The sequence below is a fragment of the Pseudomonas gebzensis genome, from assembly GCF_034427815.1.
In the GTDB taxonomy this organism is placed as follows: domain Bacteria; phylum Pseudomonadota; class Gammaproteobacteria; order Pseudomonadales; family Pseudomonadaceae; genus Aquipseudomonas.
On record NZ_JAXQNS010000002.1, the window covers coordinates 542,268 to 561,914 of the forward strand.

At 62.8% G+C, this 19,647-nt stretch carries 17 protein-coding genes; 8 read left to right on the forward strand and 9 right to left on the reverse strand.

Features of this window, described 5'->3' with window-relative positions:
- Window positions 1–48: 48 nt before the first annotated feature.
- The 6 genes from purB to SJI00_RS06520 form a co-directional block, all read right to left on the reverse strand.
- Window positions 49–1,419, reverse strand: coding sequence for an adenylosuccinate lyase (purB, locus tag SJI00_RS06495; protein ID WP_322460906.1), 1,371 nt, complete (start codon window positions 1,417–1,419; stop codon window positions 49–51).
- Window positions 1,420–1,646: 227 nt separating this feature from the next.
- Window positions 1,647–2,267 (reverse strand): high frequency lysogenization protein HflD, encoded by a 621-nt coding sequence (gene hflD / locus SJI00_RS06500; RefSeq protein ID WP_322460907.1) that lies wholly within the window; start codon window positions 2,265–2,267, stop codon window positions 1,647–1,649.
- Complete coding sequence (gene mnmA, locus SJI00_RS06505; RefSeq protein ID WP_322460908.1) at window positions 2,264–3,388, reverse strand: tRNA 2-thiouridine(34) synthase MnmA; 1,125 nt, start codon at window positions 3,386–3,388, stop codon at window positions 2,264–2,266. The genes hflD and mnmA overlap by 4 nt, the downstream gene beginning before the upstream one ends.
- Before the next feature lie 57 nt (window positions 3,389–3,445).
- Window positions 3,446–3,886 (reverse strand): NUDIX hydrolase, encoded by a 441-nt coding sequence (locus SJI00_RS06510; RefSeq protein WP_322460909.1) that lies wholly within the window; start codon window positions 3,884–3,886, stop codon window positions 3,446–3,448.
- Between the two features lie 80 nt (window positions 3,887–3,966).
- Window positions 3,967–6,192: an NADP-dependent isocitrate dehydrogenase gene (locus tag SJI00_RS06515; RefSeq protein WP_322460910.1), complete on the reverse strand. Its 2,226-nt coding sequence runs from the start codon at window positions 6,190–6,192 to the stop codon at window positions 3,967–3,969.
- Window positions 6,193–6,640: 448 nt separating this feature from the next.
- Complete coding sequence (locus tag SJI00_RS06520) at window positions 6,641–6,907, reverse strand: cold shock domain-containing protein (protein ID WP_322460911.1); 267 nt, start codon at window positions 6,905–6,907, stop codon at window positions 6,641–6,643.
- A gap of 232 nt (window positions 6,908–7,139) precedes the next feature.
- Here SJI00_RS06520 and clpS point away from each other — a divergent pair, with 232 nt between their 5' ends.
- Both clpS and clpA read left to right on the forward strand, forming a co-directional pair.
- On the forward strand, window positions 7,140–7,502 hold the full coding sequence (gene clpS, locus SJI00_RS06525; protein WP_322460912.1) for an ATP-dependent Clp protease adapter ClpS: 363 nt from the start codon (window positions 7,140–7,142) through the stop codon (window positions 7,500–7,502).
- Window positions 7,503–7,532: 30 nt separating this feature from the next.
- The gene (clpA, locus tag SJI00_RS06530; RefSeq protein ID WP_322460913.1) at window positions 7,533–9,803 is read left to right on the forward strand and encodes an ATP-dependent Clp protease ATP-binding subunit ClpA; all 2,271 of its coding nucleotides are present in this window, start codon (window positions 7,533–7,535) and stop codon (window positions 9,801–9,803) included.
- 83 nt (window positions 9,804–9,886) lie between these two features.
- Here clpA and infA read toward each other — a convergent pair whose 3' ends face one another.
- The 3 genes from infA to aat form a co-directional block, all read right to left on the reverse strand.
- Entirely contained in the window at window positions 9,887–10,105 is a 219-nt protein-coding gene (gene infA, locus SJI00_RS06535; RefSeq protein ID WP_002553999.1) for a translation initiation factor IF-1, read from the reverse strand.
- A gap of 103 nt (window positions 10,106–10,208) precedes the next feature.
- Complete coding sequence (locus SJI00_RS06540; RefSeq protein WP_322460914.1) at window positions 10,209–10,916, reverse strand: arginyltransferase; 708 nt, start codon at window positions 10,914–10,916, stop codon at window positions 10,209–10,211.
- Between the two features lie 55 nt (window positions 10,917–10,971).
- Complete coding sequence (aat, locus tag SJI00_RS06545) at window positions 10,972–11,664, reverse strand: leucyl/phenylalanyl-tRNA--protein transferase (RefSeq protein ID WP_322460915.1); 693 nt, start codon at window positions 11,662–11,664, stop codon at window positions 10,972–10,974.
- Window positions 11,665–12,024: 360 nt separating this feature from the next.
- Between aat and SJI00_RS06550 the strand changes: the two genes are divergently transcribed.
- The 6 genes from SJI00_RS06550 (at window position 12,025) to cysG (ending at window position 19,586) form a co-directional block, all read left to right on the forward strand.
- Window positions 12,025–14,490: a DNA translocase FtsK gene (locus SJI00_RS06550; RefSeq protein ID WP_416220999.1), complete on the forward strand. Its 2,466-nt coding sequence runs from the start codon at window positions 12,025–12,027 to the stop codon at window positions 14,488–14,490.
- Between the two features lie 61 nt (window positions 14,491–14,551).
- On the forward strand, window positions 14,552–15,175 hold the full coding sequence (gene lolA / locus SJI00_RS06555) for an outer membrane lipoprotein periplasmic chaperone LolA (protein WP_322460916.1): 624 nt from the start codon (window positions 14,552–14,554) through the stop codon (window positions 15,173–15,175).
- Between the two features lie 12 nt (window positions 15,176–15,187).
- Entirely contained in the window at window positions 15,188–16,513 is a 1,326-nt protein-coding gene (locus tag SJI00_RS06560; RefSeq protein ID WP_322460917.1) for a replication-associated recombination protein A, read from the forward strand.
- Entirely contained in the window at window positions 16,510–16,884 is a 375-nt protein-coding gene (gene crcB / locus SJI00_RS06565; protein ID WP_322460918.1) for a fluoride efflux transporter CrcB, read from the forward strand. The genes SJI00_RS06560 and crcB overlap by 4 nt, the downstream gene beginning before the upstream one ends.
- 29 nt (window positions 16,885–16,913) lie before the next feature.
- A complete protein-coding gene (serS, locus tag SJI00_RS06570) occupies window positions 16,914–18,194 on the forward strand; it encodes a serine--tRNA ligase (protein WP_322460919.1) in 1,281 nt (426 codons plus the stop codon).
- Window positions 18,195–19,586: a siroheme synthase CysG gene (cysG, locus tag SJI00_RS06575; protein ID WP_322460920.1), complete on the forward strand. Its 1,392-nt coding sequence runs from the start codon at window positions 18,195–18,197 to the stop codon at window positions 19,584–19,586. It begins immediately after the preceding gene.
- The last annotated feature ends 61 nt before the right edge of the window (window positions 19,587–19,647 follow it).

Below are 19,647 nucleotides of genomic sequence, written 5' to 3' on the forward strand. Positions count from 1 at the left end.
GCCAATAAAAACGCCCGGCTAAGCCGGGCGTTGGGCGCGACGGGCCGCTTAGATGCGTTTGGCCTGGGCCACTGCGTTACCGATGTAGCTGGCCGGGGTCAGCTGCTTGAGCTCGGCCTTGGCCTCGGCGGGCATGTCCAGCCCGTCGATGAAGGTCAGCAGCGCCTCTGGGGTGATGCCTTTGCCACGGGTGAGCTCTTTGAGCTTCTCGTAGGGGTTCTCGATATTGAAGCGGCGCATCACAGTCTGGATCGGCTCGGCCAGCACTTCCCAGCAGGCGTCCAGGTCGGCGGCGATGCGCGCGGTGTTGATCTCCAGCTTGCTGATGCCTTTGAGGCTGGCCTCGTAGGCGATGACACTGTGCGCGAAGCCCACGCCCAGGTTGCGCAGCACGGTGGAGTCGGTCAGGTCGCGCTGCCAGCGCGAGATCGGCAGCTTGCTGGCCAGGTGCTGGAACAGCGCGTTGGCGATCCCCAGGTTGCCTTCGGAGTTCTCGAAGTCGATCGGGTTGACCTTGTGCGGCATGGTCGAAGAGCCGATTTCGCCTGCGACGGTCTTTTGCTTGAAGTAGCCCAGCGAGATGTAGCCCCAGACGTCACGGTCGAAGTCGATGAGGATGGTGTTGAAGCGCGCAATGGCATCGAACAGCTCGGCGATGTAGTCGTGCGGCTCGATCTGCGTGGTGTACGGGTTGAACTGCAGCCCCAGCTCGTCTTCGATGAAGGCGCGGGCGTTGGCTTCCCAATCGATTTGCGAGTAGGCCGAGAGGTGGGCGTTGTAGTTGCCCACGGCGCCGTTGATCTTGCCCAGCAGTGGCACGGCGGCCACTTGCGCGATCTGCCGCTCGAGGCGGTAGACGACGTTGGCCAGCTCTTTGCCCAGGGTCGTCGGCGAAGCCGGCTGGCCGTGGGTGCGCGAGAGCATCGGCACCTCGGCGTGAGCATGGGCCTGGGCGCGAATGGCGTCGGCGATCTGACGCATCAGCGGCAGCAGCACCTCGTCACGGCCAGCGCGCAGCATCAGTGCGTGGGACAGGTTGTTGATGTCTTCGCTGGTGCAGGCGAAGTGGATGAACTCGCTCACCTTGGCCAGCTCAGGCAGCTTCGCGGCCTGCTCTTTGAGCAGGTACTCGATGGCCTTGACGTCGTGGTTGGTGGTGCGCTCGATCTCTTTGACGCGCTCGGCGTGGGCCAGCTGGAAGTCGCTGGCCAGGGTATCGAGCACCGCATTGGCCTGGGCCGAGAACGCCGGCACTTCGGCGATTTGCGGGTGGGCGGCCAGGCGCTGGAGCCAGCGCACCTCGACCAGCGCGCGGAAACGGATCAGGCCGTATTCGCTGAAGATGGGGCGCAAGGCCTGGGTTTTGCCGGCGTAACGGCCGTCAACAGGGGAAACCGCAGTGAGCGAGGAAAGCTGCATGGGGTGTTCTCGGACAGTCAGGCTTTTGGAGGGCGCATATCATACATGAAATTGCGCCCTGGGTGGCACGGCGGACCAAAGGTCGTGGCCGCGGTCTATCCTGTTGAGCGATGCCTCAGGGGCGCGCCTGACTGGCCGTGCCTGACCGGCCGTACCGAGTCAGGCAGGCCGGGCGCCGGCCGTCTTGCCGCCGCCGCAGGGCCCGTCGAGGATCCGCAAGGCTCGGATCAAGCGCGCATCAGGTCATAGAGTTCATTGAGCAGCTTGCGCCGGCTGAACACCAGCTGCCAGCGATGGCCGCCCAGCTGGCGCCACAGGCGCGCCGCGCGAATGCCCGCCAACAGCAAGGCGCGGATTTTCGAGGCGTTGTTGGCCTGCTGCAGGAAGCGCATGTCGCCGTGCACCTGGATGCGCTGGCGCAAGGTGCTGAGGGTGTCCTGGTACAGCGCGCCGCTGGAGGCGATCACGTTGTCGTGCACCAGCCCGAAGTGATCGGCCTGGGACTGAATCTGCGGCAAGCGCTTGCCAATGACCTCGAGCATGTCGCCGCGCTTGGCCAGTTGCCGTTCCAGTCCGAGCATCGACAGGGCATAGCGCAACGGCTCACGCTGAAGGATGGCCGGATCGCGCTCCAGCGCGCCCACCAGCGCGCGATAGCCTTCGCGCAGGTTCAGGTCGTCACCGCCGAACACTTCCAGGGTGTCCTTGGGGTCGCGCACCAGCAAGCTGCCGAGCATGCAGCCCAGGTTGGCCTCGCTGGCCTGGCCGGTGCGGGCCAGTTGGTCGACCAGTACCGCTGCCTGGAACACACCGCCCAGGGCAATCAACTGCTCCTTGGTCGTGCTCATGCGCGCGGGCTCCAGGGCTCGGCCGTTTCGATCACGCCGCCGCCCAGGCACACCTCGCCGTCGTAGAACACCACCGACTGGCCGGGGGTCACGGCGCGCTGCGGCTCATCGAAGACTGCGCGATAACCCGATTCGGTACGTTCCAGCACGCAGCCCTGATCGCCCTGGCGATAGCGCACCTTGGCGGTCAGGCGGCGCGGGGCGGCGAGGTCCAGGGGGTTGACCCAGAAGATTTCCGAGGCCAGCAGCGCGCGGGAGAACAACCACGCATGTTCGTTGCCCTGGCCAACCACCAGCACATTGCGCGTCAGGTCCTTCTCCAGCACGTACCACGGCTCATCGCCGGCATCTTTGAGGCCGCCAATCCCAAGGCCCTGGCGCTGGCCGATGGTGTGGTACATCAGGCCATGGTGCTGGCCGATCACCTCGCCGTCGGTGGTCTGGATTTCGCCGGGCTGGGCCGGCAGGTATTGCTTGAGAAAATCACTGAAGCGGCGCTCGCCGATGAAGCAGATGCCGGTGGAATCCTTTTTCTTGGCCGTCGCCAGCCCGTGTTGCTCGGCAATCGCGCGTACGGCAGGCTTTTCCAGTTCGCCCACGGGGAACAAGGTGCGGGCGATCTCGCTGCCGCCGACGGCGTGCAGGAAGTAACTCTGGTCCTTGTTCGCGTCCAGGCCCTTGAGCAGTTCAGTGCGTTCACCGGTATCGCGTCGGCGCACATAATGGCCGGTGGCGATCAGGTCGGCGCCCAGCGACAGCGCGTAATCGAGGAAGGCCTTGAACTTGATTTCGCGGTTGCAGAGGATGTCCGGGTTGGGCGTGCGCCCGGCCTTGTATTCCTCCAGGAAATGCTCGAACACGTTGTCCCAGTATTCGGCGGCGAAGTTGGCCGTGTGCAGGGTGATGCCGATGCGGTCGCACACAGCCTGGGCGTCAGCCAGGTCTTCGCGGGCGGTGCAATACTCGGTGCCGTCGTCTTCCTCCCAGTTCTTCATGAACAGCCCTTCCACCTGGTAGCCCTGCTGCATGAGCAGGACGGCGGAAACGGAGGAGTCCACGCCGCCGGACATGCCGACGATGACGCGGGTCTGGGCGGGGTCTTTACGTGCTGGGTTGGTCATGATTACCGGCGTGTATCAGGGAAAAAAGGCCGATTCTATCAGGCTGCCGGTCGCGCGTCAGTCGCGCAGCAGGGCCAGGCTGTGCAGCGGGCCGGCGAGGTAGTCATCGATGCAGCGCGGCACCAGCTCGCTGCGCCAGCGTGCGGGATCTGCCAGCAGCTCATCGCGGCTCAGCCACAGGGCTCGTTGGATATCGCTGTCCAGCGGGCGCTCGGCGTGGTGATGAACGGGGCGGGCGGCGAAACAGATGCGCTGGTAGGTCACGCCGTTGCTCGGTGCGGTGTAGAGGTAGATGCCGACCACACCCGTCAGCTCGACGTCCCAGGCGGTTTCTTCAAGGGTTTCGCGCAGGGCTGCTTGTTGCAGGCTTTCGTTGGGTTCCAGGTGCCCGGCGGGCTGGTTGAACACGTGCAGGCCGGCCTTGAATTCCTCGACCATGAGAAAGCGACCATCGCGCTCGACTACGGTGGCGACGGTGATGTGCGGGTGCCAGGTCATTGATCGCTCCAGAAAGGGCGTGTGCAGAACGCACAAACCCCGGTGCGTGGCCGGGGTTCGTGCGGTGCTGGGGCTGAACCTTACAGCGCGGCGATGGCGCTGTTGAAGGTCTGGCTCGGGCGCATCACCTTGGCGGTGAGCTCCGGGCTCGGTGCGTAGTAGCCACCGATGTCGGCCGGCTTGCCCTGAACGGCGTTCAGCTCGGCGACGATGGTCGCTTCCTGCTCGGTCAGTGCCTTGGCCAGCGGGGCGAAGCGCGCTTGCAGTGCGGTGTCGTCAGACTGCGCAGCCAGCGCTTGGGCCCAGTACAGGGTCAGGTAGAAGTGGCTGCCGCGGTTGTCGATCCCGCCAACTTTGCGCGAAGGCGACTTGTTGGTGTCGAGGAATTTGCCGGTGGCCTGGTCGAGGGTGTTGGCCAGGACGTTGGCGCGGGCGTTGTCGTAGGTGTTGCCCAGGTGTTCGAGCGACGCGGCCAGGGCAAGGAACTCACCCAGCGAATCCCAACGCAGGAAGTTCTCTTCCACCAGCTGTTGCACGTGCTTGGGTGCCGAGCCGCCAGCGCCGGTCTCGAACAGGCCGCCACCGCTCATCAGCGGCACGATCGACAGCATCTTGGCGCTGGTGCCCAGCTCCATGATCGGGAACAGGTCGGTGAGGTAGTCGCGCAGCACGTTGCCGGTCACCGAAATGGTGTCCTTGCCTTCGCGGATGCGTGCCAGCGAGAACTTGATCGCTTCGACCGGCTCCAGGATGCGGATGTCCAGGCCAGCGGTATCGTGATCCTTCAGGTACTGCTCGACCTTGTTGATCATGACCGCGTCGTGGGCGCGCGCAGGGTCCAGCCAGAACACTGCCGGGGTGTCGCTCAGGCGGGCGCGGTTGACGGCCAGCTTGACCCAGTCCTGGATCGGCGCATCTTTGGTCTGGCACATGCGGAAGATGTCACCGGCTTCGACGTTCTGCTCCAGGATCACCTTGCTGCTGCCGTCGACGACGCGAACCACGCCATCGGCCTTGATCTGGAAGGTCTTGTCGTGGGAGCCGTACTCTTCAGCCTTCTGCGCCATCAGGCCAACGTTCGGTACGCTGCCCATGGTGGTCGGGTCGAAGGCGCCATTGGCCTTGCAGTCTTCGATGGTGGCCTGGTAGATGCCGGCGTAGCAGCGGTCCGGAATGATCGCCTTGGCATCTTGCAGCTCGCCAGCGGCGTTCCACATCTTGCCCGAGTCGCGGATCATCGCCGGCATCGAGGCGTCGACGATGACGTCGCTCGGCACGTGCAGGTTGGTGATGCCCTTGTCGGAGTTGACCATGGCCAGGGCCGGACGCTCGGCGTACAGCGCCTGCATGTCGGCTTCGATCTGCGTTTGCAGGTCGGCCGGCAGGTCCTTGATGCGGGCATACAGGTCGCCAATGCCGTTGTTCGGGTTGAAACCGACATCGGTCAGGGATGAGGCGTACTTCTTCAGGACTTCGCCGTAGAACGCTTCGACGATGATGCCGAACATGATCGGGTCGGAGACCTTCATCATGGTAGCTTTCAGGTGCACCGAAAGCAGCACGCCGGCGGCCTTGGCATCGGCGATCTGCTCGACGATGAAGGCTTGCAGGGCTTTGCGGCTCAGGGTGGCGCAGTCGACCACTTCGGCAGCTTTGACCGTGGTTTTTTCCTTCAGGACGGTGGTGGTGCCGTCTTTGCCGACCAGTTCGATGCGTACCGCGCCATCGGCTTCGATCAGGGCAGCCTTTTCACTGCCGTAGAAATCGCCTTGGGTCATGTGGGACACATGGGATTTCGAGTCGGCCGCCCAGGCGCCCATCTTGTGCGGGTGCTTGCGGGCATAGTTCTTGACCGAGAGCGGCGCGCGGCGGTCGGAGTTGCCTTCGCGCAGCACCGGGTTCACGGCGCTGCCTTTGATGCGGTCATAGCGCGCGCGCGATTCCTGCTCGGCGTCGGTGCTGGGCTCGTCAGCGTAGTCGGGGATGTCGTAGCCCTGAGCCTGCAGTTCCTTGACCGCGGCCTTGAGTTGCGGGACCGAGGCAGAGATGTTCGGCAGCTTGATGATGTTGGCTTCAGGAGTGGTTGCCAATTGGCCCAGTTCCGCCAGGTGATCGCCTACGTGTTTCTCGGCGCCCAGTTGTTCCGGGAATGCCGCGAGGATACGGCCTGCCAGGGAGATGTCGCGGGTTTCGACAGTGATGTCGGCACAAGCGGTGAACGCTTCGATGACCGGCAGCAGTGAATAGGTGGCGAGGGCAGGGGCTTCGTCGGTGAAGGTATAGATGATCTTGGAACGGGTGGGCATGCGGGTTAACTCTCTGTGTTGCTGCGCGAGCCCGAGTCTCGAAGTGCGCTGGGTAGGCGCTGCGCCCTGCGAAGGCGCGGTCGAGCGGCCGCGAGCGGTGATGGTGGATGCATCATTCGAGCGTCAATGCTGGCGTGCGGTAACACGTCAGGCTTGTCCCAGGCTCACGGCCCTTGCAGGCCGGTCCCGGAGGTGGAGCGAGCCGCATATTCCTAGGGTTCGCCCCGGTGACCCTACGGTCAGCGTCGGAGTATATCAAACCCTCCGGCCTAATCAGCAAGGCTGAGTGATATCAGCCTGCATATAAGACCAAAGATGTAGGGGCAATGTGGTGTGTTGTCGCAGGGCAGCGGCGCCGGGGCGATGCGATGGCGCAGCGATGACCGACAAGCGGGAGGCGGTTGCGACGTGAGGCGCTCCTGCTCAGGCGAGCAGGTCGCTCAGAGGGTCACACTTCGAGATGATGGTGCTGGGTGAGGCACTGGGGTGCATCGATGGGGGAGGCATCGTTCGAGTGAATCAGGATGTTCTCGGCATGCAGACCCTTTGGGGCCTGAATGATGTCGAATATCACCTGCTGGCCCGCTTTGAGCGTTTTGAAGCCGTCCATCCGAATCTTCGAGTAATGAACGAACACGTCTTCAGTCCGACCGTCTTCATTTATGAAGCCGTAACCCTTTTCATTGTTGAACCACTTGACTTTGCCAGTCGCCATCCCTACGTACCTCTGCAAAGAACCCCATGGCTGGAGTATCATTCTCGGTATCCGCATACAGATCTTGCGAAAAAAATCCGGTTGACTGCGCGGAGCTTTATCGAACACGGTGGGTCACTATTTGTTGTAACACCGTTTAGCCATTAGTCAAGGACGCTTCAGCGGCGCGTCACCGGGCTGTTTCGGGTAGTCGACCTTCATTTAAACCTGCCGATGTGATGAATTTCTTTCCATGCATGCACACAGTCAGATTCGTCTAACATTCAATCAGGATCCCCCACACGAGCAGGAGGACGATGCTTCCGGTCTCGCCCTCCAGGAGGCCAAGCCTGCTCTGCAGGCACCACCGATGTACAAGGTGGTTTTGTTCAACGATGACTACACACCAATGGATTTCGTCGTCGAGGTGCTCGAGACGTTTTTCAATCTCAATCGAGAGTTGGCGACCAAGATCATGCTGACCGTCCACACCGAAGGACGAGCAGTATGCGGCCTGTTTACCCGCGACATCGCCGAAACCAAGGCCATGCAGGTCAACCAGTACGCCAGGGAAAGCCAGCATCCGCTACTCTGTGAAATCGAGAAGGACGGTTAATCGCCGACCACTTGGGTATGAGGTGAAGCTATGTTAAACCGCGAGCTCGAAGTCACCCTCAATCTGGCCTTCAAGGAGGCTCGTTCGAAACGTCATGAATTCATGACCGTCGAACACCTGCTGTTGGCGCTGCTTGACAACGACGCTGCCGCAACCGTTCTGCGCGCCTGCGGCGCCAATCTCGACAAGCTCAAGCACGACCTGCAAGAGTTCATCGATTCCACTACACCTCTGATTCCCGTGCACGACGAAGATCGCGAAACGCAGCCGACCCTGGGCTTCCAGCGTGTGCTGCAGCGCGCGGTATTCCACGTGCAGAGTTCCGGCAAGCGTGAGGTCACCGGCGCTAATGTGCTGGTCGCCATCTTCAGCGAACAGGAAAGCCAGGCGGTATTCCTCCTCAAGCAACAAAGCGTGGCTCGGATCGATGTCGTCAATTTCATCGCCCATGGCATCTCCAAGGTGCCGGGCCACGGTCCGAGCGCCGATGGCGAGCAGGAAATGCAGGATGAGGAAGGCGGCGAGACCGGCAGTTCGAGCAATCCGCTCGATGCTTATGCCAGCAACCTCAACGAACAGGCTCGCCAAGGGCGGATCGACCCTTTGGTGGGTCGCGAATCCGAGGTAGAGCGTGTAGCCCAGATCCTGGCTCGCCGGCGCAAGAACAACCCCTTGCTGGTGGGCGAGGCGGGCGTTGGCAAAACGGCCATCGCCGAAGGCCTGGCCAAGCGCATTGTCGATGGTCAGGTCCCTGATCTGCTGGCCCAGAGCGTGGTCTACTCGCTCGACCTGGGTGCGCTGCTGGCGGGTACCAAATACCGCGGCGACTTCGAGAAGCGTTTCAAGGCGTTGCTCGGGGAACTGCGCAAGCGCCCTCAGGCCATTCTCTTCATCGATGAGATCCACACCATCATCGGTGCCGGTGCAGCCTCAGGTGGGGTGATGGATGCCTCCAACCTGCTCAAGCCGCTGCTGTCATCGGGCGATATCCGTTGCATCGGCTCGACGACCTTCCAGGAATTTCGTGGCATCTTCGAAAAGGACCGTGCATTGGCGCGGCGTTTCCAGAAGGTCGATGTGTCCGAGCCATCGGTCGAAGACACCATCGGCATTCTGCGCGGCCTGAAGGGGCGATTCGAGAGCCACCACAACATCGAGTACAGCGACGAAGCGCTGCGCGCTGCAGCGGAATTGGCCGCGCGCTACATCAATGATCGGCACATGCCGGACAAGGCCATTGATGTCATCGATGAAGCAGGGGCGTATCAGCGCCTGCAGCCCGAGGCCAATCGCGTCAAGCGTATCGAGGTGGAGCAGGTCGAAGACATCGTCGCGAAGATTGCGCGCATCCCGCCAAAACATGTCACCAGCTCCGACAAGGAACTGCTGCGCAACCTTGAGCGTGACCTGAAGTTGACGGTGTTCGGCCAGGATCCGGCCATCGATGCGCTGGCGACGGCCATCAAGCTGTCCCGTGCCGGTCTGAAGGCCCCAGACAAGCCGGTGGGTTCGTTCCTGTTCGCCGGCCCTACCGGGGTGGGCAAGACGGAAGCTGCGCGGCAGCTGGCCAAGGCGATGGGCGTCGAGCTGGTGCGTTTCGACATGTCCGAGTACATGGAGCGCCATACCGTGTCGCGTCTGATCGGTGCGCCGCCCGGGTATGTCGGTTTCGATCAGGGCGGTCTGCTGACCGAAGCGATCACCAAACAGCCCCATTGTGTGTTGCTGCTCGATGAAATCGAGAAGGCCCACCCGGAAGTCTTCAACCTGCTCCTGCAGGTCATGGACCACGGGACGCTGACCGACAACAACGGGCGCAAGGCAGACTTCCGTAACGTGATCCTGATCATGACCACCAACGCCGGTGCTGAAACAGCGGCGCGGGCCTCGATCGGTTTCACCCATCAGGACCATGCGTCCGATGCCATGGAGGTGATTCGCAAGAGCTTCACGCCAGAGTTCCGCAACCGTCTGGACACCATCATCCAGTTTGGTCGTCTTTCCCACGAGACCATCAAGAGCATCGTCGACAAGTTCCTCATCGAGCTTCAGGCGCAGTTGGAAGACAAGCGGGTGTTGCTGGAAGTCAGCGACGAGGCACGGGGTTGGTTGGCGACTTCCGGCTACGACGTGCAGATGGGTGCGCGTCCGATGGCTCGACTCATCCAGGACAAGATCAAGCGGCCCTTGGCCGAAGAGATCCTGTTCGGCGAGCTGGCCGATCACGGCGGTGTGGTTCACGTCGAGTTGCGCGACGGTGAGTTGGTGTTTGACTTCGAGACAACCGCAGAGGTGGCGTAAGCGGTCCGGGATCGCCTGGCGATCCCGGTTCAGCGCCCATGAAAAAGCCCGGCACATTGGCCGGGCTTTTTCATGTCTGAGGTTTAGCGCGCACGGTAGGTGATGCGGCCTTTGCTCAGGTCGTAGGGCGTCAGTTCGACGCGCACTTTGTCACCCGTGAGAATTCGGATGTAGTTCTTGCGCATCTTTCCGGAGATGTGCGCGGTCACGACGTGCCCGTTTTCCAACTCCACGCGGAACATGGTGTTGGGCAGGGTGTCGACGACAGTACCTTCCATTTCGAAGCTGTCTTCTTTCGACATGCAGTAGAGCCCTCGGTATTCAGTGAAGCGCCCGCTGCATACGTGCAACGGGCAAAAAAGTGGCGTGGATTATGCCGCAAAAGTGCAATTGCAGCCACTGCTTTCAGTTAAGGGTGACCCAGCGCTGGTTAATCAGCAGCTCAATGGGCCGGTATTGAGTCTTGTAGTTCATTTTCTTGCAGTTCTTGATCCAGTAACCGAGGTACACCGCTTCAAGATTCTGCCGCAGGGTTTCAGCGATTTGCCAGAGGATGGCGAAGCGCCCCAGGCTGCGGCGCTCCTCGTCGGGATCGTAGAAGGTGTACACCGCCGACAGGCCGTTAGGCAGCAGGTCGCAGACGGCAACCGCGAGCAGGCGGCCCTGCAGGCGAAACTCATAGAACCAGCAAAACGGCAGGTCGCGGACCAGGAATGTGGTGAATTGCTCACGGCTGGGCGGAAACATGTCGCCATCGGCGTGGCGCTGTTCGATGTAGCGGCGGTAGAGGTCGAAATATTCTTCAGTGAACGTGGGGCGAACGGGCGCGACCTGCAGGTCCTGATTGCGGGTAAGGATGCGCCGTTGCTGGCGGTTGGGCGCAAAGCGCGCCGCAGGGATGCGTGCGGGCACGCAGGCGCTGCACTGCTGGCAATGCGGCCGATACAGGTGATCGCCGCTGCGCCGAAAGCCCATGTCCGAGAGATCGGCGTACACATGCACATCCATCGGCTGGCTCGGGTCGAGAAACAGTGTGGTGGCCTGTTCGTTGGGCAGGTAGCTGCAGGAGTGCGGCTGAGTGGCATAGAACCTCAGACGTGCCAGCTCGGTCATGGTCAACCCCCCTCCTGTGTGTGGGTGTGCAGTGCCTGTGAGTGTAAGCCAGCCCTCAGGACTGTGCTGCCTCGGCCCAGCACATGGAACTGGGTTGGTCGAGGTGTTGGCTGAGGTAATCGCCAAAATGGTCCCGGCTGATCGCGCGGGCGCCGAAGCTGTGCAGGTGTTGCGAGGGCATCTGGCAATCGATCAGCACGAAGCCTGCATCCCGCAGGTGCTGGACCAGGGTGACAAAACCCACCTTGGATGCGTTGTCGGCCCGGCTGAACATCGACTCGCCGAAAAACAGCCGGCCGATGGCCAGCCCATACAGGCCGCCGACCAGCTCGCCGTCGGCGCGCACCTCGACCGAATGGGCGATGCCCGCGGCATGCAGCTGGCAATACGCCGCTTGCATGGGCTCGGTGATCCAGGTGCCGTCGGTATAGCTGCGCGGTGCCGCGCAGGCTTGAATAACGGCGGCAAAGTCGGTGTCGAACGAGACCTTGTAATGCCCTTGGCGCATGAGCTTGGCCAACGAGCGCGAGACCCGCAACTCATCGGCAAACAGCACGGTGCGAGGATCTGGCGACCACCAGAGGATCGGCTGGCCGTCCTGGTACCACGGGAAGCAGCCGTGCCGGTAAGCGGCAACCAGGCGAGCGGGGCTCAGGTCGCCTCCGGCGGCCAGCAGGCCGTTGGGTTCGCGCAGCGCTTTGCTCAGCGCCGGGAACGTGCATGAATCGCGTTTGAGCCAGGTCAGCATGGTCGTCGAGGCGGTGGGGGAGGGGAGTGGCTATCAGCATGGCGCGCCAGGCGATTCAGGTCAACGGCCGCGCAAATGGCGGTTTCAAGGCTCTGCGCCGGGTTTTTTCCCACATCCGCGAGCTAGCTGGCACCATTGGGGACATTTGCTGTCACACCTGTGCAAAAACACAGCATAAGCCTTTGTCACGCAAGGCAATGCGTGCTCAAATTGGCGCCATTGGAAACCGATCCCCGTTCATGCCGCTGCGGTTAGCTGGCGTGGCAGCTGTGGGACAGTAATGTTAAAAAGTAGTGACTATTGGCCACTGTCCAGGCCGAACACTACTGGACGCGCACTACGCGCAGGAATACAGGCGTTTTGAAAAAAACCACCGCAACCTCGACCCCTTTGCCCGTGCCCCAGTGGCGCCAGCAGATGCATTACCGGCTCAAGGAAGGTGCGCTGATCGCTGTTGGCGCGCTGTGCCTCTATCTGTGGATGGCGCTGCTGACCTTCGACGCCGCCGATCCGGGTTTCAGCCATACCAGCAACCTCGATCAGGTGCAGAACGCTGCCGGCAGGGCCGGGGCGTACCTGGCCGACATCATGTTCATGGTGCTGGGGTACTTCGCCTACATCTTCCCCCTGCTGCTGGCGATCAAGACCTGGCAGATCTTCCGCGAGCGCCATCAGCCCTGGCAGTGGAGTGGTTGGCTGTTCTCCTGGCGCCTGATCGGCCTGGTGTTTCTGGTGCTGTCAGGCGCTGCCCTGGCACACATTCATTTCCACCCTTCGGCCAGCCTGCCATTCGCCGCAGGCGGCGCGTTGGGGGAAGGCCTGGGTGAGCTGGCCCGCAGCCTGCTCAACGTACAAGGCAGCACGCTGCTGTTCATCGCGCTGTTCCTCTTCGGCCTCACCGTGTTCACCGACCTGTCGTGGTTCAAGGTGATGGACATGACCGGCAAGCTGACCCTCGACCTGTTCGAGTTGCTGCAAGGCGCCACCCGCCGTTGGTGGGAAGCACGCAGCGAGCGCAAGCGCCTGGTTGCGCAACTGCGCGAAGTGGATGAGCCGGTGTTGAGCGCCGCGCCTGTGCTCAAGCGCGAGCCTGTCAAAGCCCGCGAAGTGCGTGAGCGTGTGGTCGAGCGTGAGCCGGCGCTGGCGCCTGCGCCAGCACCGATTGCTGCTCCCGCCAGGCCGGCACCGGTGCCAGCGCCGACTGCTGCGCGCGAAGTGCGCAGCGCGCCGGTCATCATGCCGCCCGCCAGCAAGGAGCCCATCAGGGCGCCTGAGCTGAACAAGCGCAGCACAGAAAAACCCGTTCAGCAGTTCGTCGACAGCGCGGTGAAGGGCACCCTGCCGCCGATCTCGATTCTTGACCCTGCCGAAGAGAAGAAGATCGAATATTCGCCTGAATCCCTCGCAGGCGTCGGCAACCTGCTGGAAATCAAGCTCAAGGAATTTGGCGTTGAGGTCACCGTTGACTCGATCCACCCGGGCCCGGTGATCACCCGCTACGAAATTCAACCGGCCGCCGGCGTCAAGGTCAGCCGTATTTCCAACCTCGCCAAGGACCTGGCGCGTTCGATCGCCGTGACCAGTGTGCGGGTGGTCGAGGTGATTCCCGGCAAAACCACCGTCGGCATCGAGATCCCCAACGAGAACCGGCAGATCGTGCGCTTCTCCGAAGTGTTGTCCTCGAGCCTGTTCGATGAGTCCAAATCGCCGGTTGCCCTGGCCCTGGGCCACGACATCGGCGGCAAGCCGGTGATCACCGATCTGGCCAAGATGCCGCATTTGCTGGTGGCCGGTACCACTGGTTCCGGTAAGTCGGTCGGCGTCAACGCGATGATCCTGTCGATCCTGTTCAAGTCCGGGCCCGAAGACGCGCGGCTGATCATGATCGACCCGAAGATGCTCGAATTGTCGATTTACGAAGGCATTCCGCACCTGCTCTGCCCCGTGGTTACGGACATGAAAGACGCCGCCAACGCGCTGCGCTGGAGCGTGGCCGAAATGGAGCGGCGCTACAAGCTCATGGCTGCCATGGGCGTGCGCAACCTGGCTGGCTTCAACCGCAAGATCAAGGATGCCGAAGCGGCCGGTGAGGTCATCCATGACCCGCTGTATCGCCGTGAAAGCATGGATGACGAAGCACCGACCTTGAAGACGCTGCCGACCATCGTAGTGGTGGTCGATGAGTTTGCCGACATGATGATGATCGTCGGCAAGAAGGTCGAAGAGCTGATCGCGCGGATCGCCCAGAAGGCGCGTGCAGCGGGTATTCACCTGATCCTTGCCACGCAGCGGCCCTCGGTCGATGTGATTACCGGCCTGATCAAGGCCAACATTCCGACCCGCATGGCGTTCCAGGTGTCGAGCAAGATCGACTCGCGCACCATCATCGATCAGGGTGGCGCCGAGCAATTGCTCGGTCACGGTGACATGCTCTACATGCCCCCAGGCACCAGCCTGCCGATCCGTGTGCATGGTGCCTTCGTCTCCGATGACGAAGTGCACCGCGTGGTCGAGGCCTGGAAGCTGCGTGGCGCGCCGGACTACAACGACGACATTCTCAATGGCGTTGAAGAGGCCGGCAGCGGATTCGAGGGTGGCAGTGGCGGCGACAGCGATGATGCCGAAACCGACGCGTTGTACGACGAAGCCGTGCAGTTCGTGCTGGAAAGCCGCCGGGCGTCCATCTCCGCAGTGCAGCGCAAGCTCAAGATCGGCTACAACCGCGCCGCGCGAATGATCGAATCCATGGAGATGGCCGGTGTGGTCACTCCCATGAACACCAACGGCTCGCGGGAAGTGATTGCCCCGGGTGGCCCGCGCGATTGATGATCAACCTGCTGGTCGCCCGTGCGGCGTCCGGCCCATTCACTGTTCGACGAGGATTTCCATGCGCGCGATTCGCATGCTGTTGGTTTCTGCCCTGACCGCCGCCGCCCTGCCTGCCCTGGCCGGCGAGCAGGATGTCACCCGCCTGACCCAGTTGCTGGAGCAGTCGCAAACCATCGATGCCAGCTTCTCTCAGCTGACCCTGGATGCCGGTGGCACCAGCCTGCAGGAGACCACGGGCAAGATGACGGTCAAACGGCCTGGCCTGTTCTACTGGCACACCGATGCGCCACAGGAACAGGTGGTGGTGTCCGATGGGCAAAAAGTCACCCTGTGGGACCCGGACCTCGAGCAGGCCACCATCAAGAAGCTTGATGTGCGCCTGAACCAGACCCCCGCTCTGCTGCTGTCCGGCGACGTGTCGAAAATCAGCCAGAGCTTCGACATCACCTCCAAGGAGCAGGGCGAAGTGATGGATTTCACCCTCAAGCCCAAGACCAAGGACACCCTGTTCGATTCGCTGCGCGTGTCGTTCCGCAAGGGCCTGATCAACGACATGCAGCTGATCGACAGCGTTGGCCAGCGCACCAACATCCTGTTCAACGGGGTCAAGGCCAACCAGCCAGTGCCCGACAGCCGCTTCCGCTTCGATGTTCCGAAAGGCGCGGACATTATCCAGGAGTAACCCAAGTTCATCATGGACCTGTTTCGCAGCGAACCCGTCGCTCAGCCCCTGGCCGCCCGTATGCGCGCGGCCAGCCTGGATGAGTATGTCGGGCAAGAGCATTTGCTGGCCCGCGGCAAGCCGCTGCGTGAGGCGCTGGAGCAGGGTGCTCTGCATTCGATGATCTTCTGGGGCCCGCCCGGGGTCGGCAAAACCACCTTGGCGCGGCTCTTGGCACAGTTCTGTGACGCTCACTTCGAAACCGTATCGGCGGTGCTGGCGGGCGTGAAGGAAATTCGCCAAGCGGTGGAAGTGGCCCGCCAACAGGCGGCGCAATACGGGCGACGCACCATTTTGTTCGTCGATGAGGTCCACCGCTTCAACAAGTCTCAGCAGGATGCCTTCCTGCCTTTCGTCGAGGACGGTACGCTGATCTTCATCGGCGCCACCACCGAAAACCCCTCTTTCGAACTCAACAACGCGTTGCTGTCGCGGGCGCGGGTGTATGTGCTCAAGAGCCTCGACGAAGTGGCCTTGCGCAAGCTGGTCGACCGCGCCTTGAGCGAAGAACGTGGTTTGGGCAAGCGCAGGCTGCGCGTGGGTGACGAGGCCTTCCAGATGCTGCTGGCCGCCGCCGATGGCGATGGCCGGCGCATGCTCAACTTCCTCGAAAACGCATCCGACCTTGCCGAAGATGGCGACGCCATCGACGTGCAGATGCTGCAGAGCCTGCTGGGCGACAGCCGTCGACGTTTCGACAAGGGTGGCGAGGCGTTCTACGACCAGATATCGGCGCTGCACAAATCGGTCCGTGGCTCCAGCCCGGATGCCGCGCTGTACTGGTTCGCGCGCATGCTCGACGGCGGCTGCGACCCGCTGTACCTCGCCCGGCGCGTGGTGCGCATGGCCAGCGAAGACATCGGCAACGCTGACCCGCGTGCGCTGGGCCTGTGCCTGGCGGCCTGGGATGTGCAGGAGCGTCTGGGCAGCCCCGAGGGTGAGCTGGCGGTGGCACAGGCCATCACCTATCTCGCCTGTGCGCCCAAGAGCAATGCGGTGTACACCGGCTTCAAGCGTGCCATGCGCGAGGCGGCCGAACACGGCTCGCTCGAGGTGCCGCTGCACCTGCGCAACGCCCCCACCAAGCTGATGAAGCAACTGGGCTATGGCGACGAATACCGTTACGCCCACGATGAGCCCGACGCCTTTGCTGCCGGCGAAGATTATTTTCCAGAGCAATTGGCGCCGCGCGTCTACTACCAGCCAGTGCCGCGGGGGCTTGAGCTGAAGATCGGCGAGAAGCTGCGCCATCTGGCCGAACTTGACCGCAGCAGCCCCCGCCAGCGGAGAAAACCGTGATTGCCTTGATCGCAGCCGTTGCCGCCGGCGGTATCGCCGGTACACTGTTGCGCTTCGCGACCGGCAACTGGGTGGTTGCGCACTGGCCCAAGCATTTCTACGTGGGCACCCTGGCCGTCAATCTGCTCGGGTGCCTGCTGATCGGCTTGTTGTATGGGCTGTTTCTGCTCAAACCCACGGTGCCGGTAGAGTTGCGCGCTGGCCTGATCGTCGGTTTTCTCGGCGGCCTGACAACGTTTTCCTCTTTTTCGCTAGACACCGTGCGCCTGCTCGAAAGCGGGCAAATTGCCCTGGCGCTGGGTTACACCAGCCTCAGTGTGGTGGGCGGGCTGCTCGCCACCTGGGCTGGGCTGGCCCTGACCCGGCTCTGAATCAACCTATTACATAACGAGAGAACGCTATGCTCGATGCCAAACTGTTACGCGGCCAACTCCAGGACGTGGCGGACCGCCTGTCCACCCGTGGCTTCAGCCTGGATGTCGCGCGCATCGAATCGCTGGAAGAGCGCCGCAAGTCGGTGCAGACCCGTACCGAACAGCTGCAGGCCGAGCGCAACGCCCGCTCGAAGTCGATCGGCCACGCCAAGGCCAAGGGTGAAGACATCGCCCCGTTGATGGCTGACGTCGAGCGCATGGCGGGCGAACTGGCCGACGGCAAGACCGAACTCGACGCCATCCAGGCCGAGCTCGACGGCATCCTGCTGACACTCCCCAACCTGCCGGACGCCAGCGTTCCGGTCGGCGCTGACGAAGACGAGAACGTCGAAGTGCGCCGCTGGGGCACGCCTGCCGACTTCGATTTCGAGGTCAAGGATCATGTTGCCTTGGGCGAAGTCAGCGGCGGCCTGGATTTCGAGACGGCGGCCAAATTGTCCGGCGCGCGTTTTGCGGTGTTGCGCGGTCCTATTGCCCGCCTGCACCGCGCGCTGGCGCAGTTCATGATCAACCTGCATACCAGCGAGCATGGCTACGAAGAGGCCTACACCCCGTACCTGGTCCAGGCGCCGGCGCTGCAAGGCACCGGTCAACTGCCCAAGTTCGAAGAAGACCTGTTCAAGATCACCCGTGAAGGTGAGCCCGACTTCTACCTGATCCCTACCGCCGAAGTGTCGCTGACCAATCTGGTGGCCGGGGAGATCCTCGATGCCAAGCAACTGCCGCTGAAACTGGTGGCGCACACGCCGTGCTTCCGCAGTGAAGCTGGCGCGTCGGGCCGCGATACCCGCGGGATGATTCGCCAACACCAGTTCGATAAGGTCGAGATGGTGCAGGTCGTTGCGCCGGCGACCTCCATGGACGCGCTGGAGAGCCTGACCGGCAACGCCGAGCGTGTGCTGCAAGCCCTGGAATTACCGTATCGCGTACTGGCCCTGTGCACCGGCGACATGGGTTTCAGCGCCGTGAAGACGTTCGACCTGGAAGTCTGGGTGCCCAGCCAGGGCAAGTACCGCGAGATCAGCTCCTGCTCCAACTGCGGTGACTTCCAGGCTCGCCGCATGGGCGCGCGCTGGCGCAACCCGGAAACCGGCAAGCCTGAGCTGGTGCATACCCTCAACGGGTCGGGCCTGGCCGTGGGCCGTACGTTGGTCGCGGTGCTGGAGAACTACCAGCAAGCCGACGGCTCGATTCGTGTGCCTGAGGTGCTCAAGCCCTACATGGGCGGCGTTGAGGTCATCCGCTAAATGGATTACCTGCCGCTGTTCCACAAGCTGCAGGGCGGTCGGGTATTGGTGGTCGGGGGTGGCGAGATTGCCTTGCGCAAAGCTCGTCTGCTCGCCGATGCCGGTGCCGAGCTGCGTGTCGTCGCGCCTGAGGTCGATCCCCAACTGCGCGAGATGGTCGCGGCGGGCGGCGGTGAAGTTCGGCTGCGCGGCTATCAGGTCAGCGACCTGGACGGCTGCCGCCTGGTGATCGCGGCCACGGACGATGCGCCCCTCAATGCGCAGGTGTCCAGCGATGCCCAGGCGCTCAGCCTGCCGGTCAATGTGGTCGACGCCCCAGCGCTGTGCACTGTGATTTTCCCTGCCATCGTCGACCGTTCACCGCTGGTGGTGGCCGTGTCCAGCGGTGGCGACGCGCCGGTGCTGGCGCGGCTGATCCGGGCCAAGCTGGAAACCTGGATTCCAGCTGCCTACGGCGAGCTGGCCGGGCTCGCTGCGCGTTTCCGCCATCGGGTCAAAACGCTCTACCCGGACGTCAATCAGCGTCGTGGTTTCTGGGAAGACGTGTTCCAGGGCCCGATCGCCGAGCGCCAACTGGCGGGCCAGGGTGCAGAAGCCGAGCGTCTGCTGCGCGAGAAGGTCGAAGGCGCACCGGCGCAGAAAGGCGGCGAGGTGTACCTGGTCGGGGCCGGTCCCGGTGACCCGGACCTGCTGACCTTCCGTGCCCTGCGTTTGATGCAGCAGGCCGATGTGGTGCTGTATGACCGTCTGGTGACACCCGAAATCATCGATATGTGCCGGCGCGATGCCGAACGTATCTATGTGGGCAAACGCCGTGCCGAGCATGCCGTGCCGCAGGACCAGATCAACCGTCTGCTGGTCGAGCTGGCCAGCCAGGGCAAGCGGGTGCTGCGCTTGAAAGGCGGCGATCCGTTCATTTTCGGGCGCGGCGGAGAGGAGATCGAAGAGCTGGCTGAGCATGGCATTCCCTTCCAGGTGGTGCCGGGCATTACCGCCGCCAGCGGTTGTTCTTCGTATGCTGGCATTCCCTTGACCCACCGTGACCACGCACAATCGGTGCGCTTCGTCACCGGGCACTTGAAAGATGGCAGCAGCAACCTGCCGTGGAATGACTTGGTGGCGCCCAACCAGACCCTGGTGTTCTACATGGGCCTGGTCGGCTTGCCGACCATCTGCGCCGAGCTGATCGCCCATGGCCGCGCTGCCACGACGCCGGCTGCGCTGGTGCAACAAGGCACCACGCGCAATCAGCGGGTATTCACCGGCACTCTGGCCGATCTTCCCGACATGGTGGCGCGCCATGAAGTGCATGCCCCCACCCTGGTGATCGTCGGGGAGGTGGTGCAACTGCGCGACAAGCTGGCGTGGTTTGAAGGTGCCGAGCGGACCTGAGCCTGTTCTGCAGACGGCCCTCTGACAACCCGACCTGCGCACGGCCCTGCATTGGCAACAA

What these genes read in the sequence shown, in the direction of transcription:
- SJI00_RS06510 (WP_322460909.1), bottom strand. Translation starts at nt 3,886, where the DNA reads ATGACCTGGCACCCGCACATCACCGTCGCCACCGTAGTCGAGCGCGAT.
- serS (WP_322460919.1), top strand. Translation starts at nt 16,914, where the DNA reads ATGCTCGATGCCAAACTGTTACGCGGCCAACTCCAGGACGTGGCGGAC.
- purB (WP_322460906.1), bottom strand. Translation starts at nt 1,419, where the DNA reads ATGCAGCTTTCCTCGCTCACTGCGGTTTCCCCTGTTGACGGCCGTTAC.
- SJI00_RS06515 (WP_322460910.1), bottom strand. Translation starts at nt 6,192, where the DNA reads ATGCCCACCCGTTCCAAGATCATCTATACCTTCACCGACGAAGCCCCT.
- cysG (WP_322460920.1), top strand. Translation starts at nt 18,195, where the DNA reads ATGGATTACCTGCCGCTGTTCCACAAGCTGCAGGGCGGTCGGGTATTG.
- aat (WP_322460915.1), bottom strand. Translation starts at nt 11,664, where the DNA reads ATGCTGACCTGGCTCAAACGCGATTCATGCACGTTCCCGGCGCTGAGC.
- SJI00_RS06520 (WP_322460911.1), bottom strand. Translation starts at nt 6,907, where the DNA reads ATGGCGACTGGCAAAGTCAAGTGGTTCAACAATGAAAAGGGTTACGGC.
- SJI00_RS06540 (WP_322460914.1), bottom strand. Translation starts at nt 10,916, where the DNA reads ATGACCGAGCTGGCACGTCTGAGGTTCTATGCCACTCAGCCGCACTCC.
- infA (WP_002553999.1), bottom strand. Translation starts at nt 10,105, where the DNA reads ATGTCGAAAGAAGACAGCTTCGAAATGGAAGGTACTGTCGTCGACACC.
- lolA (WP_322460916.1), top strand. Translation starts at nt 14,552, where the DNA reads ATGCGCGCGATTCGCATGCTGTTGGTTTCTGCCCTGACCGCCGCCGCC.
- clpS (WP_322460912.1), top strand. Translation starts at nt 7,140, where the DNA reads ATGCATGCACACAGTCAGATTCGTCTAACATTCAATCAGGATCCCCCA.
- hflD (WP_322460907.1), bottom strand. Translation starts at nt 2,267, where the DNA reads ATGAGCACGACCAAGGAGCAGTTGATTGCCCTGGGCGGTGTGTTCCAG.
- SJI00_RS06560 (WP_322460917.1), top strand. Translation starts at nt 15,188, where the DNA reads ATGGACCTGTTTCGCAGCGAACCCGTCGCTCAGCCCCTGGCCGCCCGT.
- clpA (WP_322460913.1), top strand. Translation starts at nt 7,533, where the DNA reads ATGTTAAACCGCGAGCTCGAAGTCACCCTCAATCTGGCCTTCAAGGAG.
- mnmA (WP_322460908.1), bottom strand. Translation starts at nt 3,388, where the DNA reads ATGACCAACCCAGCACGTAAAGACCCCGCCCAGACCCGCGTCATCGTC.